General features: G+C 47.5%; 9 protein-coding genes and 4 pseudogenes. 9 read left to right on the forward strand and 4 right to left on the reverse strand.

What is annotated here, in order from left to right; genetic code table 11:
* Positions 1-72 precede the first annotated feature (72 nt).
* The 5 genes and pseudogenes from D0A34_16000 (at position 73) to D0A34_16020 (ending at position 7,619) form a co-directional block, all read left to right on the forward strand.
* Complete coding sequence (locus D0A34_16000) at positions 73-4,659, forward strand: glutamate synthase large subunit (GenBank protein UNU20180.1); 4,587 nt, start codon at positions 73-75, stop codon at positions 4,657-4,659.
* 109 nt (positions 4,660-4,768) lie between these two features.
* A complete protein-coding gene (locus tag D0A34_16005; GenBank protein UNU20181.1) occupies positions 4,769-5,872 on the forward strand; it encodes a DUF2813 domain-containing protein in 1,104 nt (367 codons plus the stop codon).
* A complete protein-coding gene (locus tag D0A34_16010) occupies positions 5,872-6,567 on the forward strand; it encodes a DUF4276 family protein (protein ID UNU20182.1) in 696 nt (231 codons plus the stop codon). The genes D0A34_16005 and D0A34_16010 overlap by 1 nt, the downstream gene beginning before the upstream one ends.
* 52 nt (positions 6,568-6,619) lie before the next feature.
* A pseudogene (locus D0A34_16015) lies at positions 6,620-7,426 on the forward strand (hypothetical protein).
* A gap of 40 nt (positions 7,427-7,466) precedes the next feature.
* A pseudogene (locus D0A34_16020) lies at positions 7,467-7,619 on the forward strand (hypothetical protein).
* Positions 7,620-7,644: 25 nt separating this feature from the next.
* On the opposite strand, the pseudogene D0A34_16025 reads toward D0A34_16020, so the two are convergent.
* Positions 7,645-8,492 (reverse strand): annotated as a pseudogene (locus D0A34_16025) (IS630 family transposase).
* Positions 8,493-8,568: 76 nt separating this feature from the next.
* On the opposite strand from D0A34_16025, the pseudogene D0A34_16030 reads away from it, so the two are divergent.
* Positions 8,569-8,787, forward strand: a pseudogene (locus tag D0A34_16030) (XisI protein).
* A gap of 335 nt (positions 8,788-9,122) precedes the next feature.
* Here the strand turns inward: D0A34_16030 and psbA are convergent.
* Positions 9,123-10,205, reverse strand: coding sequence for a photosystem II q(b) protein (gene psbA, locus D0A34_16035; GenBank protein UNU20183.1), 1,083 nt, complete (start codon positions 10,203-10,205; stop codon positions 9,123-9,125).
* A 196-nt stretch (positions 10,206-10,401) separates the two neighbouring features.
* Entirely contained in the window at positions 10,402-12,147 is a 1,746-nt protein-coding gene (locus D0A34_16040; GenBank protein UNU20184.1) for an alpha/beta hydrolase, read from the reverse strand.
* Positions 12,148-12,432: 285 nt separating this feature from the next.
* Here D0A34_16040 and D0A34_16045 point away from each other — a divergent pair, with 285 nt between their 5' ends.
* Both D0A34_16045 and ligA read left to right on the forward strand, forming a co-directional pair.
* The gene (locus D0A34_16045; GenBank protein ID UNU22326.1) at positions 12,433-13,413 is read left to right on the forward strand and encodes a metal-dependent phosphohydrolase; all 981 of its coding nucleotides are present in this window, start codon (positions 12,433-12,435) and stop codon (positions 13,411-13,413) included.
* Between the two features lie 400 nt (positions 13,414-13,813).
* On the forward strand, positions 13,814-15,964 hold the full coding sequence (gene ligA, locus D0A34_16050; GenBank protein ID UNU20185.1) for an NAD-dependent DNA ligase LigA: 2,151 nt from the start codon (positions 13,814-13,816) through the stop codon (positions 15,962-15,964).
* A 118-nt stretch (positions 15,965-16,082) separates the two neighbouring features.
* On the opposite strand, the gene D0A34_16055 is transcribed toward ligA, so the two are convergent.
* Positions 16,083-16,286, reverse strand: coding sequence for a hypothetical protein (locus D0A34_16055; GenBank protein UNU20186.1), 204 nt, complete (start codon positions 16,284-16,286; stop codon positions 16,083-16,085).
* Between the two features lie 12 nt (positions 16,287-16,298).
* Here D0A34_16055 and D0A34_16060 point away from each other — a divergent pair, with 12 nt between their 5' ends.
* Positions 16,299-16,712: a hypothetical protein gene (locus D0A34_16060; protein ID UNU20187.1), complete on the forward strand. Its 414-nt coding sequence runs from the start codon at positions 16,299-16,301 to the stop codon at positions 16,710-16,712.
* The last annotated feature ends 327 nt before the right edge of the window (positions 16,713-17,039 follow it).

Consider the following 17,039-nt stretch of genomic DNA (forward strand, 5'->3'; position numbering starts at 1 on the left):
TACTAGAGCGATCGGCATCCCACCCTCTACTCTAGATCAACATCTTTTCACCACTTTGAGAGACACATCAAAATGAACAGCAACGGACTGCCACAAAAACAAGGCTTGTACGATCCGCAGTTCGAGCACGACGCTTGCGGAGTCGGATTCATCGTACACATGAAGGGTAACAAATCCCACGAAATTGTCGAGCAGGCACTGACAATCCTCTTGAACCTCGACCACCGGGGCGCGTGCGGCTGCGAACCCAACACCGGAGACGGGGCGGGGATTTTGATGCAGGTGCCCCACAAGTTTCTCAAGAAAGTAACTGCGACCCTAAACATCGAACTTCCCGAAGCCGGCGAGTACGGCGTTGGCGCGATTTACTCGTCGCCAAATCAAACTGAACGCGAAAACGGCAAACGCATTTTTGAGGAAATCGCCGCCGAAGAAGGCCAGGAAGTGCTGGGCTGGCGCGATGTTCCCACCAACAACTCGTCCCTCGGCGACACCGCCAAATCTAGCGAACCCTTCATGCAGCAAGTGTTCCTCCGGCGCGCCGCAGGTATCGATGAGGCGGCTTTCGAGCGGAAACTGTACGTCATCCGCAAACGGGCTCACAATGCCATCCGCAGGACTAACACAGACCCCTACTGGTATAATTCCACACTCTCCTGCCGGACGATCGTCTACAAGGGTATGTTAATGCCGGTGCAAGTGGGAGATTATTATCCCGAACTGCACGACCCCGACATGGAAAGCGCTCTAGCCTTGGTTCACTCGCGCTTCAGCACGAATACTTTTCCGAGCTGGGAACGATCGCACCCTTACCGCTACATCGCCCACAACGGCGAAATTAACACGATGCGCGGCAACATTAACTGGATGCACGCGCGGCAATCGCTGTTCGAGTCGGAACTATTCGGCGATGACTTAAAGAAAATCCCCAATTTAATCAATATCGAAGGCAGCGACTCGACGATTTTTGACAATGCTTTGGAATTGCTGACTTTGGCTGGGCGTTCTTTGCCTCACGCCGTAATGATGATGATTCCCGAACCTTGGACAGCCCACGAGTCCATGAGTGACGAGAAAAAGGCTTTCTATGAATACCATTCTTGTTTGATGGAACCTTGGGACGGCCCAGCTTCGATCGCCTTTACCGATGGTACATCGATCGGGGCAGTGCTCGATCGCAACGGTTTGCGCCCTTCCCGCTACTGCGTTACCAAAGACGACTTGGTAATTATGGCATCGGAAGCTGGAGTTTTGCCGATCGCCCCAGAACGAATTGTATCAAAAGGTCGCTTGCAACCGGGGCGGATGTTCCTGGTAAATACCGAGGAAGGCCGCATCGTCTCTGACGAAGAAATTAAGACGAAAATCGCCACAGAACACCCGTACCGCGAGTGGATAGATCAGCACATGGTCGAAATCGCCAAACTGAAAGATGCGCCGACATTGCCAGAATCCGACCCCGAAACATTGATCCAGCGGCAAATGGCTTTCGGCTACACCTTTGAAGAACTGCGGTTGCTGTTAGCGCCGATGGCGAAAGATGGCGTGGAAGCTGTCGGCGCGATGGGTGCGGATACGCCGCTGGCGGTGCTTTCCAACCGCCCAAAACTGCTTTACGAATACTTCCAGCAGTTGTTTGCTCAAGTTACCAATCCGCCAATTGATTCTATCCGCGAAGAAATTGTAACTTCTGCCGAAACTACGATCGGCGCTGAACGCAATTTGCTCAAACCAGAACCCGAAAGCTGTCATTTGATTGAACTGAAAACGCCCATTCTCAGCAATGAAGAATTAGCTAAGCTCAAACACGTAAATGAGGGCAATTTCCGGTCGATTACACTACCGATTTTGTTTGACCCCAAAAGCGGTGTGAAAGGTCTTGAACAGGCTTTAGAAGAGGTTTTTGCAGCAGCAGACAGCGCGATAGCCTCCGGGGTGAATATCATCATTTTGAGCGATCGGGGTATCGGTCCAGACAAAGCCCCAATTCCGGCGCTGCTGGCAGTTGCGGGCCTGCACCACCACTTGATCCGTAATGGTACGCGGACGCGGGCGGGACTCGTGCTCGAATCCGGCGAACCGAGGGAAGTGCATCACTTTGCGACACTTATTGGATACGGTTGCGGCGCGATTAATCCGTATTTGGCCTTTGAGACGATCGCCGATTCGATCCGCGAAGGATTGCTGCTAAATGTCGAGTACAAAACAGCTTGCAAAAACTACGTCAAAGCCGCAACTAAAGGTGTGACGAAAGTTGCCTCGAAAATTGGGATTTCGACAATTCAAAGTTATCGCGGCGCGCAGATTTTTGAGGCGATCGGCTTAAACAAATCCGTAGTGGATAAATACTTTGCTTGGACAGCCTCGCGGATTGAAGGCGTAGACCTCGAAGTCCTCGCCCAAGAAGCAATTTTGCGCCATACTCACGCTTTCCCCGATCGCCCATCCAGCGGACATACTCTCGATGTTGGCGGCGAATATCAGTGGCGGAAAGAAGGCGAAGCGCATTTGTTTAGTCCGCAGACAATTCACGCGCTGCAAAAGTCGGTGCGCGAGGGCAGTTATACGCTTTTCAAACAGTATTCGGGGCTGGTTAACGAACAAAACCAGCAGCATTTTACCCTGCGCGGTTTGTTGCAATTCAAGCAGCGGGAATCGATACCGATTGAGGAAGTTGAACCGATCGAATCTATTCTCAAACGCTTTAAAACTGGGGCGATGAGTTACGGTTCGATTTCTAAAGAAGCCCACGAATCTCTGGCGATCGCGATGAACCGCATTGGTGGCAAATCGAACACCGGTGAAGGCGGGGAAGACACGGAACGCTACACTTGGACGAACGATCGCGGCGACTCGAAAAACAGCGCGATCAAACAAGTTGCTTCCGGCCGTTTCGGCGTTACCAGCTTGTACCTTTCCCAAGCGCGGGAACTGCAAATCAAGATGGCGCAAGGCGCAAAACCCGGAGAAGGCGGACAGTTGCCCGGTAAAAAAGTATACCCGTGGATTGCGAAGGTGCGGAACTCGACTCCGGGTGTGGGTTTGATTTCGCCTCCTCCTCACCACGACATTTATTCGATCGAAGATTTGGCCGAATTGATTCACGACTTGAAAAATTCCAACCGGGAAGCGCGGATTAGCGTCAAACTCGTGTCGGAAGTTGGAGTCGGGACGATCGCGGCCGGGGTTGCTAAAGCCCACGCCGATGTCGTGTTGATTTCCGGCTACGACGGCGGAACCGGCGCTTCGCCGCAAACTTCGATCAAACACGCGGGATTACCTTGGGAATTGGGACTGGCGGAAACTCACCAAACTTTGGTACTCAATAATCTCCGCAGCCGGATTGTCGTAGAAACTGACGGTCAAATGAAAACCGGCCGCGATGTAGTAATTGCTGCCTTGCTTGGTGCTGAGGAATTCGGTTTTGCCACCGCGCCGCTGGTGACATTGGGCTGCATTATGATGCGCGTTTGTCACCTGAACACTTGCCCGGTGGGCGTGGCGACGCAAGACCCGCTGCTGCGGAAAAACTTTACCGGCGACCCCGAGCACACGGTAAACTTTATGACCTTCGTGGCGCAGGAAGTCCGGGAAATTATGGCGCAGTTGGGCTTCCGCACGCTGAATGAAATGGTGGGGCGGACTGATGTTTTGGAACCTCAGCAAGCTGTGGAACACTGGAAGGCTAAGGGTTTGGATTTCTCGAAAATCCTTTATCAGCCGGAGGTTGGGGCGGATGTCGGGCGCTATTGTCAGATGGCGCAGGATCACGGTTTGTCCAAGTCTCTCGACATGAGTGTGTTGTTGGATTTGTGCAAAGGTGCGATCGAAAACGGTGAAAAGGTACAGGCCAAACTGCCGATTACCAATGTCAACCGGGTTGTCGGCACAATTCTCGGCAACGAAATCACCAAACGCAACTGGGAAGGTTTGCCGGATGACACGGTGCACCTGCACTTCCAAGGCAGCGCCGGGCAAAGCTTTGGGGCGTTTGTACCCAAGGGAGTCACCCTGGAGCTCGAAGGCGAAGCTAACGACTATTTGGGCAAAGGGCTCAGCGGCGGCAAAATCATCTTGTATCCGTCGCCAGCTTCTACCTTTGTCGCGGAAGAAAACGTGATTGTCGGTAACGTAGTGCTTTACGGCGCGACATCCGGCGAGGTTTTCATCCGAGGGATGGCGGGCGAACGTTTTGGGGTGCGTAACTCCGGCGTTAATGCAGTAGTTGAGGGTGTGGGCGATCACGGTTGCGAGTACATGACTGGCGGCAAAGTTGTGGTTTTGGGCCAAACCGGGCGCAATTTTGCAGCGGGTATGAGTGGCGGTGTTGCTTACATTTTGGATGAGGCGGGTGATTTTGCTACTCGCTGCAATATGTCGATGGTGGATTTGGAAAAACTCGAGGATGTTGAGGAGATTAGCGATTTGCGGCAGATGCTTCAAACTCACGTTGATCTGACTGGAAGTGCGAAAGCATCTAAGGTTCTGGCTGCGTGGGATGAGATGGTGCCGGTGTTTGTGAAGGTGATGCCGAGGGATTACAAGCGGGTGTTGCAAGCTATTGAAAGGGCGATCGCATCGGGTTTAAGCGGTGATGATGCGCTGACGGCTGCGTTTGAAGAAAATGCTCGCGATGTCGCTCGGATTGGCGGCAGCTAGGGTTTAACATGAGGAATGGGTAATGGCTGTTACTCAGCAGTAATTGCCTATTCCTCTATTAATCAATATAAGAAGCAAACACACCATCACAGACTTAGGAGACTGACTTTTGAATAGGCTACAAAGATTAACCCTCAATGGATTTAAGTCTATTAAGGCAATGGATCTTGAGTTGCATCCCCTAAATATTCTGATTGGAGCAAATGGGGCAGGCAAGAGCAATCTTATCTCGTTTTTCAAGATGCTCAATGAGATGATGGCTGGACGCTTTCAACAATACATTGGCACGTCAGGGCGTACCCAATCTCTCTTGCACTTTGGACCTAAGATAACGCCCCAGATAGAAGCAAAGCTGGAATTCGAGGTTGACAATGGGGTAGATGCCTATCACATACGGCTATTTCATGCCGCTGGTGATACGCTGATTTTTGCCGAAGAAACCTTAAGTTTTCTGCAAAGAGGTTGGGTAGCCCCTAGAACTGACGAACTCGGTGCAGGACATCAGGAAACACAAATCATCAAAGCCGCAGAGGAAGGTAAGCAAACGGCTAAGACGCTTAGATACTTACTCAATCGTTGCCGTGTCTATCACTTTCACGACACATCGCCTAGAGCAGATGTGCGTCAATCTTCTTATGTTGGCAACGATCGATGGTTAATGCCGGATGCTGGAAATCTACCTGCATTACTTCTGAGATTTCGTAAAGAGAATGGAGGTGCAGCTTATCAGCGCATTATCGGAACAATCCGTCTTATTGCACCTTTTTTCGATGATTTTGTTCTTGAACCAGATGTATCTAATCGCGTCATTCTCAACTGGCGACACAAGGAGTCCGATCAGGTATTTGGACCGCATCAATTTTCAGATGGTACTTTGCGTGCCATAGGCCTTGCTACGCTGCTCTTACAGCCAGAAGATGAACTGCCAGAACTCATTGTTGTTGATGAGCCGGAATTAGGGCTTCACCCCTATGCCTTAAATGTGGTTGCTGCTTTGTTTAGTAAGGCTGCACTGCATACCCAAATTCTCATTAGCACCCAATCCAGTTCTTTCTTGGATAATTTCGATCCTGAAGATGTAATTGTGGTGAACCTAGAAGGTAAGGAATCCCAATTTAAGAGGTTAAATCCTACAGAATTAGAAGCATGGCTCGACGAGTATAGCTTGGGAGAAGCTTGGGAGAAAAATATTTTCGGGGGAGGTCCCCATTAATGGTGCGCCTTTACCTATTTGCCGAAGGACAAACCGAGCAAACATTCGCTGACATTTCGATCAAACCCCATTTAGCCCAATATGAAGTGTTTATGCACAATCCCATACTCATTGCTCATGCAAGAAAGAAGGGTAAGGTGCATCGAGGTGGCGGTCGTAAGTATGTGCCGATGAAGGAGGACATCATGCGATTTCTTAAGCAAGAGAAAGCGCCCGATGTATTCTTCACAACTATGATTGATTTATATGCTATTCATCCTGATTTTCCGGGATTAGCTCAGTCTGAGAGTATAAGCCAAGATCCACTACAGCGAGTTGAATTTTTAGAGGAACGCTTTGCAGAGGATATTGGCGATCGTCGATTCATTCCTTACATTCAGTTACATGAATATGAGGCATATCTCTTTTCCGATCCAACGTGTTTTGAGTACCTTGATGCTGGACGGACAAAAGAGATTGAAGCTCTTCAAGCTATTGCTAGTCAATATCAAACACCTGAGTTAATCAACGATGGGCAGCAAACAGCACCTAGCAAGCGTATCATCGCGCAGTTTCCCGATTACGGAAAAGCAAAATCTGTTTTTGGACCACATTTAGCTGAACAAATTGGATTGCAAGTAATTCGGAGTAAATGCTCTCACTTCGACAAATGGCTGTCAAGGCTTGAATCTTTAAATGGGGAAGGGATTATATAAAAGCGATTGAAACTACTGGAAAGATTGACGATCGAGGGCAGCTTTTTATTGATCGGATGATAAAACTCCTGAAGCTGATGCAATTGATTTTTACCTACTGCGGCAACTCACCAATTCCCAACGGTGGCAAATGGGGGCAAAATTAAATCGTTGGGCAAAAACTGTTAGCTTGCGCGGGATAAAAAAAGCTTGCCGCTCAACCCACAAAGAGCGATTTGCTCGATCGATATTAGGTAGCAAGTGGTTGCCAATTTTAACCCCCACCAGTGAGTCCTCTATGTGGACACAAGACCCCAGCGAAATTGCTAGACTGTTGCACCCAATTTTTGAAACATTAGGTATCTCTGATTATATTACAGGATGCGTTGCCGCTTCGGTCTATGGCGACCCTAGAACAACACGCGATTTAGATTTAGTAATTGAATTGCTCCGGGACAATATTTTTAAATTAGTTGAAGCACTAGAAACGGCTGGTTTTTACTGCCCTCCGGGTTCGGTAAAAGATATTCAAGAGGGTAGAGGGATGGTGTTGAGCGTCACTCACATGACTTTAGTATTGAACGCTGATATTGTGCTGAATTCTAATACTGAATTCGATCGCTCAAAAATGGCAAGACGACGATTAGAAGCGCTTGACGAAGCTGGTGTAGAACAATTTTGGGTTGCTTCTCCTGAAGATATTGTGTTGGCAAAACTGCTCTGGCGGCAACAGTCTAAGTCTCAAAAACAATGGAATGATGTTTTGGGAATTCTGAAAGTCCAATCTGAGAATTGGGATCGGGGTTACTTAACAGAGTGGGCCCAACAATTGGGGTGGATTGATGATTTGAACCTAGCTTTTACTGAATCAGGCATTTGATGCGATCGCAATTCGCGCAGTGCGATGGGAAAAAAGGTCGATCGATAGTAGAGAAAATAGTGCAAGGGATAAACTAACTGAGTATCCCAAACTAATTAAGCGTATTTTGACCGAGTATATAGAATTGTGCGATCGGCATTCTCAACAAGACATCGAGACATTCTTGATTACCGACGAACAAAACGGTCATTATAGTTATTTCAAATAAAAATGAGACACTAAGTTGCACAATAAGCGCGAATAATCTCATCAAGAGATGTGGCAGAATGCGAATACATTATAGCTCTCTTTAATGCACTAAAATCATGCTCAATATCATTTAAGTCAGGAGAGTATTTTGGTAAAAAAAGTATCTGATGGCCTGCTTCCTCCACCAGCAGTCTAATTGCTGTCTTACGATGAATCGGTGCATTATCCATGATTAATATTGATGGTATTGTTAAAGATGGCAATAAATATAAAGCTAACCACCCTTCAAAACTTTCTGCATTCAAGCTCCCTGTAAAGACCATAGGTGCAATCAAGTCCTTGTTTCCTTTTCTTCTTCCTGCTACTAAATTTTCTCTTTTTCCGCGTTTTCCTTGTCTATCCCCATATACTTTTTTTCCTTTTTTTGACCACGCATAAACACAAGCATGAAACTCTTCAAACCCTGACTCATCAATAAATACAAGGCTTTTACTCCCATGAGCTTTAATTAAATTTCTCAGTGTTTGGTAGTATTGTATTCTTTCTTCTCTATTCCTTTCTCTATAACGATATTCTTTTTTTTTCTCGTAATTTTCATTTTCTTTAAGGCATAGCATATGGCACTCGCTCTCACCCCGAATTTCCTTGCTCTTTCTATTAATCTTGCTTCGGGATTTTCTTCTACATCTTTTCTGAGCGCTTCCCAGTCTATCTTTCGCTCACGGTGTTCTACCTTAGTGGCTCGAAGGTCTTCCCTCCCTAGCCATCTGTATATTGTTGCTCTTCCTACTTTAAACAGGGCGGCGGCTTTAGTTATACCCCCTCCATTTTCCACATAATCCACTACTCTTTTTCTTAAATCTAGACTGTATGCCATTTTTCGGCTCCGAGTTAACAATTTTTCTTGATTTTACATCATCTTGCATTTGTCTCAGATTTATTTGAAATGACTATACATCTGGATGAACCTGGGCTGGCAAAAGGGCGATCGCATTACCGGTATCACTGTTTACGTTCGGATTCGCGATCGCAACTTCTGGATTGAGGAAGACTGGACAGAAGATGGGATTGCAACGGATTTGGTGCGCGCTGGAGTTCCCAAGGAAGATATTGTTTTGGCATTTCACGAGCCTGGGATGCGGCAGTACACAGATTTTGCAGTAGCTTCGTAGCACTTCAGGGATGGAAAAATTAAAAAGCTCGATCGCACAGCTCTTAATGGTTATTTATTGAACAAAATTTTTTTGAAAAATTAGTGTACTTACTACCATATTCTCCTCTACCTAAACAAGATTGAGCCAAAAAGAGTCTTGGTTAAAGAGTCGAACCCGCCAACAACTGGAACAGTTTGATTTTTTACGTTCTGGCAATTGAGGATGTCTTAGGTCAAGGGTCCTAACTGCCTTAGCGACTGCTATACTTCCAATCCCCGCAGTAAAAATATTTTTACCCAAACAAAAAGCGCCCCTATTTCTAGGAGCGCTTTTTGTCAATCAAAGACTAAAACTTAGCCATTGATAGAAGGAGCAACCATTGCTACGGGAGTGGTAACACCTGCAGCCAAGTCAAGCGGGAAGTTGTGAGCATTGCGCTCGTGCATTACTTCCATACCCAAGTTAGCGCGGTTGATGACATCAGCCCAAGTATTGATAACACGACCTTGAGAGTCGATAATCGATTGGTTGAAGTTGAAACCGTTCAAGTTGAAAGCCATTGTCGATATACCCAAAGCGGTAAACCAGATACCGACAACTGGCCATGCACCTAACAAGAAGTGCAAAGAACGGCTGTTGTTGAATGAAGCGTATTGGAAAATCAAACGACCGAAGTAGCCGTGGGCTGCAACGATGTTGTAGGTTTCTTCTTCTTGACCGAATTTGTAACCGTAGTTTTGCGATTCGGTTTCGGTTGTTTCACGAACCAAAGAAGAGGTAACTAAAGAACCGTGCATTGCGGAGAACAAAGAACCACCGAAGACACCAGCAACTCCCAACATGTGGAACGGGTGCATCAGGATGTTGTGCTCTGCTTGGAACACGATCATGAAGTTGAATGTGCCGGAGATACCCAAAGGCATACCGTCAGAGAAAGAACCTTGTCCAATTGGGTAGATCAAGAATACTGCGGTGGCTGCTGCAACTGGTGCAGAGTAAGCGACGCAGATCCAAGGACGCATACCTAAGCGGTAGGACAATTCCCATTCACGACCCATGTAGCAAAATACACCGATCAGGAAGTGGAAAATTACCAATTGGTAAGGGCCGCCGTTGTACAACCACTCATCGAGGGAAGCTGCTTCCCAGATTGGGTAGAAGTGTAAGCCGATGGCGTTGGATGAAGGAACAACTGCACCTGTGATGATGTTGTTACCGTACATCAAGGAACCTGCTACTGGTTCACGGATGCCGTCGATGTCCACTGGAGGGGCAGCGATGAAGGCGATGATGTAGCAGATGGTTGCGCTCAGGAGGGTGGGAATCATCAAGACGCCGAACCAACCTACATAAATGCGGTTGTCGGTTGATGTTACCCACTCACAAAAGCGTTCCCAGACGTTGGCGCTTTCGCGTTGCTGTAAGGTTGTTGTCATTTGTTTATGATTGCTTTATTTGGTTTTCAATGTTCGGATGATGTTTATATTATTAACGGTGTTGTTAAGGTTTGTAAAGGGGTTGAGCGACAGTTAAACTGATGACTGCGATTAGGAAAGCTGATGAAAGGAGAGACAGGGGCGATCGCCCGATCGCGAAAAGATATGCCAGCGTGCTCTTCGGCGCACCTCAACCCTAACGAACGGGAGCTATGGGAGGTGGAGAAGGTAGAGAAACAGGAGCGAGGACAGGTGGAGAGGCCGGGATGCGAGGAGGTGGAGAAAACCTGAACTGCTGGAGTTGTTGCGGGGTGAGCGATCGCAAAATTCTCAGTCCGAGAGTGTCTCGGGAGATGCTTAAAGCGTAGGATGGCTCCAAATACGGGCGGAAATTTGATTTGTTGTTCAAATAGCTTTCCATGAAAGCTAGGCTGAGTCCGCTGAGGTAGCGGCGGGCTAAAGCAGGTTCGGGTCCGATCGCCTCTGCTGGCGGGAGAAATAGGCTTTGAGGGGATTCCTCGATCGTTGAGAAGTGAGTCCCGTTGTTCATTAGTACGAGATATTTGTTGGGCGATGTCAGCCAGGTGAACGGTTGAATTTGTTCGAGCAAAGCGGGGGCGACGGTATCGGCGCTGCCTGCTATTACCATGACTGGGATTTGGATTTTGCTGAGGTTTGTTTCTCCGAGAATGCTGCTGACGATGGGGTTGATGGCGATCGCAGCTTTGATGCGCGGGTCGGCGAAATTGTACTGGTTGCGCTCTAGGCCGCGGGCGCGGCACTGCAAAAGCAGGGAGAGGTTCCAAGTTTCGTTTTCGACCTGGCAGTCTTTGTCTAGCTGTGCAAAATTAATCCCCGCCCCGGCTAATGCTAAAGCCGTATAGCCACCGAAAGACTGGCCGATGACGCCGACTCGCTGCAAGTCGAGCTGCCCTTGGTAGGCCGGATTGGTTGTAGAAAGTTTGGTTAAATAATCGAGCAGGTCTTTGATGTCGAGGGGGCGGTTAACAAATTCTGCTGGTTCTGCTACTTCGCTGGCTCTGCCTGTTACTAAGTTTTGGATTTGTTGGGCGTTGCTGCCGGAATGTTCGGGGACGGCGACGGCAAAGCCGTAGGAGGCTAGGTGTTTTGCTAAATATTGAAAGGAAATGCGATCGGAACCTAAACCGTGGGAAATTACTACTACTGGGGCCGGTTGGGGGCTGCCCTGTGGCAAGTAAATGTCCATATCAAACGTGCGAAGGCGATTTGGACTCGTCAGAATTACCGATGATTTTTTCCAAGTATAGGGGCCCGGTAGCTGGGGCTGCAGCATTGCCGCAGCCGGTATGGCGGGTTCAGAGGCTGCTTGTGCTTCCGACAACTGGGCGACTCCGGCGATCGTCTGATTGGAACGGTTGATCAGCGATGTCAGCTCGTCGGCGATACCCAAGGCGCGAGCGATGTCAATTCTGATGCCATAAGTGGGGAATTTCCGCAGCACGTTGAGTATTGTCAGGCCTTCTGGATCTGAGGCTGCTAAAATCAAGGCGGCTCGGATGGCATAAAATCCGGGCTGCCGAGCTTTGGTTTGAATTACTCGACCCAAGCGTTTCAGCAGCACTTCTCCTTGAGGCGTGTAGAGAAATTGGGCGATCGTCACCTGGCTGATTTCAGCTTTCGCTTGCAGGGCGCTGCGAATCTCCGCTAGCTGAGATTCTTTGATATATTGAGCGAAGCCGTCCAAGTTCGAGTCTATTTTGCCTTCTTTGGCGAAGAGTGCCAGGGATGCGATGGGAACTGATTCTTCTAGCGGCCCGTAAGTTACGTAAATTCGCTCGGCACCCATTGCCGGTGCGGCGGTGCAAACAGCCGTGAATGCAAACAATCCTAGGTATTTTTGGGTGATCGACCGCCGAGCGCGAAGGGCAGCAGTGGAGAGGCTCGAAAACAGACAGTTCATAACTTTCACACCTAGGACTTCTAATAATTAGTCGGTGAAACGATGTAAATTGTTTCGTCAACATTTAATGCCAAAAAATCGATCGGTTGGTTCGGATGCTTCGGAAATTAGGTTATCGTGGGAAGCATAGCCTAAAAGTAATTTTCTGATTTGACAAGGCTAGCTGAAATTTAAAATTCCACGCCGAGGGGTCAAACCTACTGGAATGCCCATTGATTATTTTTTCAGCTATCCAAGATATTTTCGAGCAAGTTTGTAACTACAGCCTGAGTGAGAGAATTTATGATGTTCAATGCAACTGCTATCCTGATTGACGCTTTTGTGCAAGAGTTGCAGGCCGGCTACCGTCGCACCTACGGCAAGTACAAGCCTGACTACCCTGAAATTATCGCCTGGGCAGGGACTATGGCTCTGGAAAATATCGCTAACTGCGATGCTCTTTACCACAATGTGGAACACACAATGCTTGTGGCTTTGGTGGGACAAGAGATTCTCCGCGGCAAGCATATTCGCGAAGGGGGAGTGTCGCCGGAAGATTGGCTGCACTACCTGATATCGCTGCTGTGCCACGATATCGGCTACGTCAAAGGTGTTTGCCGCCAAGACCAAGAAGCTGTGGGACTCTACGCTACGGGTATTGACGGGGGCATGGTTTCTGTGCCTATCGGGGCAACTTCTGCCAGTTTAACTCCTTATCATGTCGATCGAGGAAAACTCGTAATTGACGAACGCTTCGGCGGGCACACATTAATTGATGCCGAACAAATCAAGCGCAATATTGAATTGACGCGCTTCCCAGTTCCTGCTAGCGAAACTCATCAAGACAGAAATAATTATTCTGGACTCGCTAGGGCCGCTGATTTGATCGGTCAGTTGAGTGATCCAAATTACCTGCGAAAAATAAGTGCCCTGTTCTACGAATTTGAGGAAGTCGGCACTAATAAAATCTTGGGATACAAGTCTCCGGGAGATTTGCGGCAAAATTACGCCAAGTTTTATTGGAATGGAGTTTTTCCTTACATTCCAGCCGCTTTGAACTACTTGGAATTGACCCAGGGAGGCAAACAGATTATTGCCAACCTCTACGCCAACGTATTTCAGGTTGAACACGCTGAACCGCTCGCTTTTACCAAGCCAAACGCTCAAGAATTCACCAAATCCCGCGCCAATAGCAACTTGAACGGCGAAAAAGAAGGTGAGAATCTTCAACCTTCCATGTCCGGGGAAAACAAGAAATTTACCGAGTTTCCAGACTTGAATTTGTGATGCTTTACGCCCCGAGTTGGGCAGCTATAAAGGCGAGTCAGTGAATTTGAGATTTTAGAAGTCGGCGTGACAGGTTGGCCGTAAATTTCGGCGTTCACTCAGTCAAATGATTGGAAATTTACTCCCTAGAGGCATCTGGGAGGTTGAACAATAGTCGAAAATTTTTGCCGACTGGCGACTCCTGTCGGAAAGTAAGTATCCGTTTTGGGGCCGGGTGATAATTAGAATAAGTTTGGATTTTCTAATTGCTGGCTCTTTTCTTTTAGCTCAAATTGAGATTTATCATCTCACATCTCCACTAGCTCTGGCAGCAGAGAGATTGCTAGCCCATTTTTTTGGAGCTAAAATCGAGAATTATAATCAAAAGTCGAAAATCGAAAATTGAAAACCTTAAATCGATATGGCAGCAGAGATTCAGCAGCAAATTCAACAGTTGAGGCAGCAGCTACAGGAAGCTAGCTATGCTTATTATGTTCTCGATGCGCCGATCATGCCAGATGAGGTGTACGATCGACTTTATCGCCAGTTGCAAGAATTAGAATCAGATTATCCTGAATTAATTACTGCGGAAAGTCCGACTCAGCGGGTGGGAGAACAGCCGGCTACTCAATTTTTTAGCGTCAAACACAATATTCCTCTCTACAGTTTGGAAAATGCTTTTAATTTTGAAGAATTTGCTAAATGGCAGGAACGCTGGCAAAGGGTAGCGCCCCCCCTAACCTCCGGTCAAGAGGGAAATGCACCCCCCCTAACCCCCCCTTGTGAAGGGGGGGGACAAGAGGGAATAACATCTTCCATTAGCAATCAGGAAAACAGGGAAATTACTCCCCCCCTTAGCAAGGGGGGGTTGGGGGGGGTTTGCTATGTTTGCGAGTTAAAAATTGACGGTTCTGCTTTAGCGTTAACCTATGAAAATGGAGTTTTAGTCCGTGGTGCGACACGGGGAGACGGCATTGCCGGAGAGGAAATTACTCAAAATGTCAAGACTATTCGCTCGATTCCTTTAAAGCTCAATTTAGATAATCCGCCGCCGGTTGTGGAAGTGCGGGGAGAAGCTTTTTTGTCTTTAGCTGTGTTTGAGGAAATTAATCGGGAACGGGAAAAAGCCGGGGAACAATTGTTTGCTAATCCTCGCAATGCTGCGGCGGGTACGCTGCGGCAGTTGGATTCTAAAATTGTGGATAAGCGACGGTTGGATTTCTTTGCTTATACTCTGCATTTAGATGAGGGTAACGAGGAGAAAACGCAGTGGGAATCGTTGGAATTGTTGCGAAGAATGGGGTTTAAGGTAAATCCCAATCGCAAAATTTGCTATGCTTTGGATGAGGTTCGGGAGTATTACGAATATTGGGATACTGAACGGCGAAATTTGCCTTACATGACTGATGGGGTTGTTGTTAAGATTAATTCGGTTTTGCTGCAAAAACAATTGGGTTTTACTCAGAGGTTTCCGCGTTGGGCGATCGCATTGAAGTATCCCGCCGCCGAAGTCCCTACAATAGTAGAAGCTGTCACCGTGCAAGTAGGGAGAACCGGGGCTCTGACTCCTGTAGCGGAACTCAAACCGGTGCAGTTGGCGGGGACGACGGTTTCGCGGGCTTCTCTCCACAACAGCGATCGACTTTCCGACCTAAATCTCCACATTGGCGATACTGTAATTGTCAGAAAAGCTGGGGAAATTATACCAGAAGTTGTGCGAGTTTTGCCGGAACTTCGTCCCCAAAAGGCTCAACTTTTCCAAATGCCTAGTTGCTGTCCCGAATGCCAACAGCCTGTGGTTCGGGAAAAGGGGGAGGCCGTTACTCGCTGCATCAATACGTCTTGTCCTGCGATTTTGAGGGGTTCACTGATTCATTTTTGCAGCCGGGATGCTCTCGATATTAACGGTGTTGGGGAAAAGTTGGTGCAGCAGATGGTTGATAGCAATCTGGTGCATTCTGCGGCAGATTTGTACGATTTGACTGCGGAAAAATTGATGAGTTTGGAACGGATGGGTAAGAAGTTAGCAGAAAAGTTGGTAAGTGCGATCGCCCAATCGAAAAATCAACCTTGGTCGCGGGTACTTTACGGCTTGGGTATCCGCCACGTCGGCACAGTCAACGCTCAATTGCTGACAGAAAAATTTGCCAATGTGGAAGAGTTAGCAGCGGTATCGGCAGCATCGATTGAGGGGGTTTACGGCATCGGGTCGGAAATTGCTCAAGCTGTTTATCAGTGGTTTCGAGTGCCGGCAAATCAAAGTTTAATTGCACGGTTGAAAACTGCCGGCTTGCAATTGCAGTCAGAAGTGAAAAATTCCAATTTAGCCCGCACAAATTTACCACTTGCAGGCAAAACTTTTGTGCTGACGGGAACTTTGCCCACTTTGAAACGAGATGAAGCTAAAGACTTGATTCAAAAAGCAGGCGGTAAAGTCACAAGTTCTGTGAGTGCTAAAACAGATTATGTGGTTGTGGGAGAAGAGGCGGGTTCTAAATTGGAAAAGGCTCAATCTTTGGGGCTAGAACTACTTTCGGAAGCTGAGTTATTAGAACTGCTATCGAAACCCTAAATGATTGGTGAAAGTCAATATATCTCTCTTTTTTCTTTCTCTGCGCCCTCTGCGCTCTCTGCGGTTCGTAAAAAAGCTGATTCACTTGAGCCGTTTTTCGACAACATCACCAACTATTCTATTGCGCCCGGTGCAAAATAGCCGATCGCGAAGTGGGCAATACCTCAAAAGGCATAGAAATCGCGTTAGCAGTTGGTGAATCTACATACTTCCCTGGCGGTGCTGCCCGAATCGGTTGTCGGTACAGGCTAGTTTTGCTAAAATTTGATAAAGTTTGCAATAGCGATGGCAACTGCGAGCTTAGCCAAATCCCAGCAATCATAGGAGATACATTATGTCTGAAATTCCAGCAGAACAAACACAAACAAACTTGACAACTCCAGAAATAACTACCGAAAGCTCAATTTCAGGAGTGGAAAACGTGAAAAACAGTTTGGGAAACGTCCTAAATAGTTGGAAATTGAAAGTAGGAGTAGCAGTTGTTGTACTGTTTGCAGTATCGCTATTTGCTTTCTACTGGCAGCATATCATTGCAGTCGTAGGTATGAAGAGTTGGTCGGCGCGATCGGGAGCTAACCCGATCGAATGTATGGTAAGAGATACTAATAACGACCAGTATGTCAGTTGCAGCGCCCTCCTCGATCAGCAGATTGTCCCTCTTGAGTGCAGTTCGAGTTTGTTCAATATCGGCTGTCGAGTCAATTACGGAACTGCGGCCGCAAATCCGAGACAAACCAACCCTAGATAGACCATCTGCGGGTTAGAGATGATTGTTCAAGGAACAGATTTGTTAGTAAAATATGGGACTTCCCCAAGATTTTCCACCGTGAAAATACTCCAGCAATAAAGATGAGAAAACTCTTGTTTGGCTGGTTGTAAATGAGCAGGTAAGTTGACTTACCTGCTATGGCAAGTTTCTGCTTGCTTGTTCCGGGTTAACATATCGGATGATACGATGCTTAGATAAACATAATTCACGCTCTTAAAGGTCGGGAGATAAGGACGCCAAAATACCAATCTGGCTCCTACCACAAAAACTCGCAAATTGCACACAGATGGTAGAATTTACTTGGAT

The sequence above is a fragment of the Microcoleus vaginatus PCC 9802 genome (assembly GCA_022701275.1).
Classification (GTDB): Bacteria; Cyanobacteriota; Cyanobacteriia; order Cyanobacteriales; family Microcoleaceae; genus Microcoleus; species Microcoleus vaginatus_A.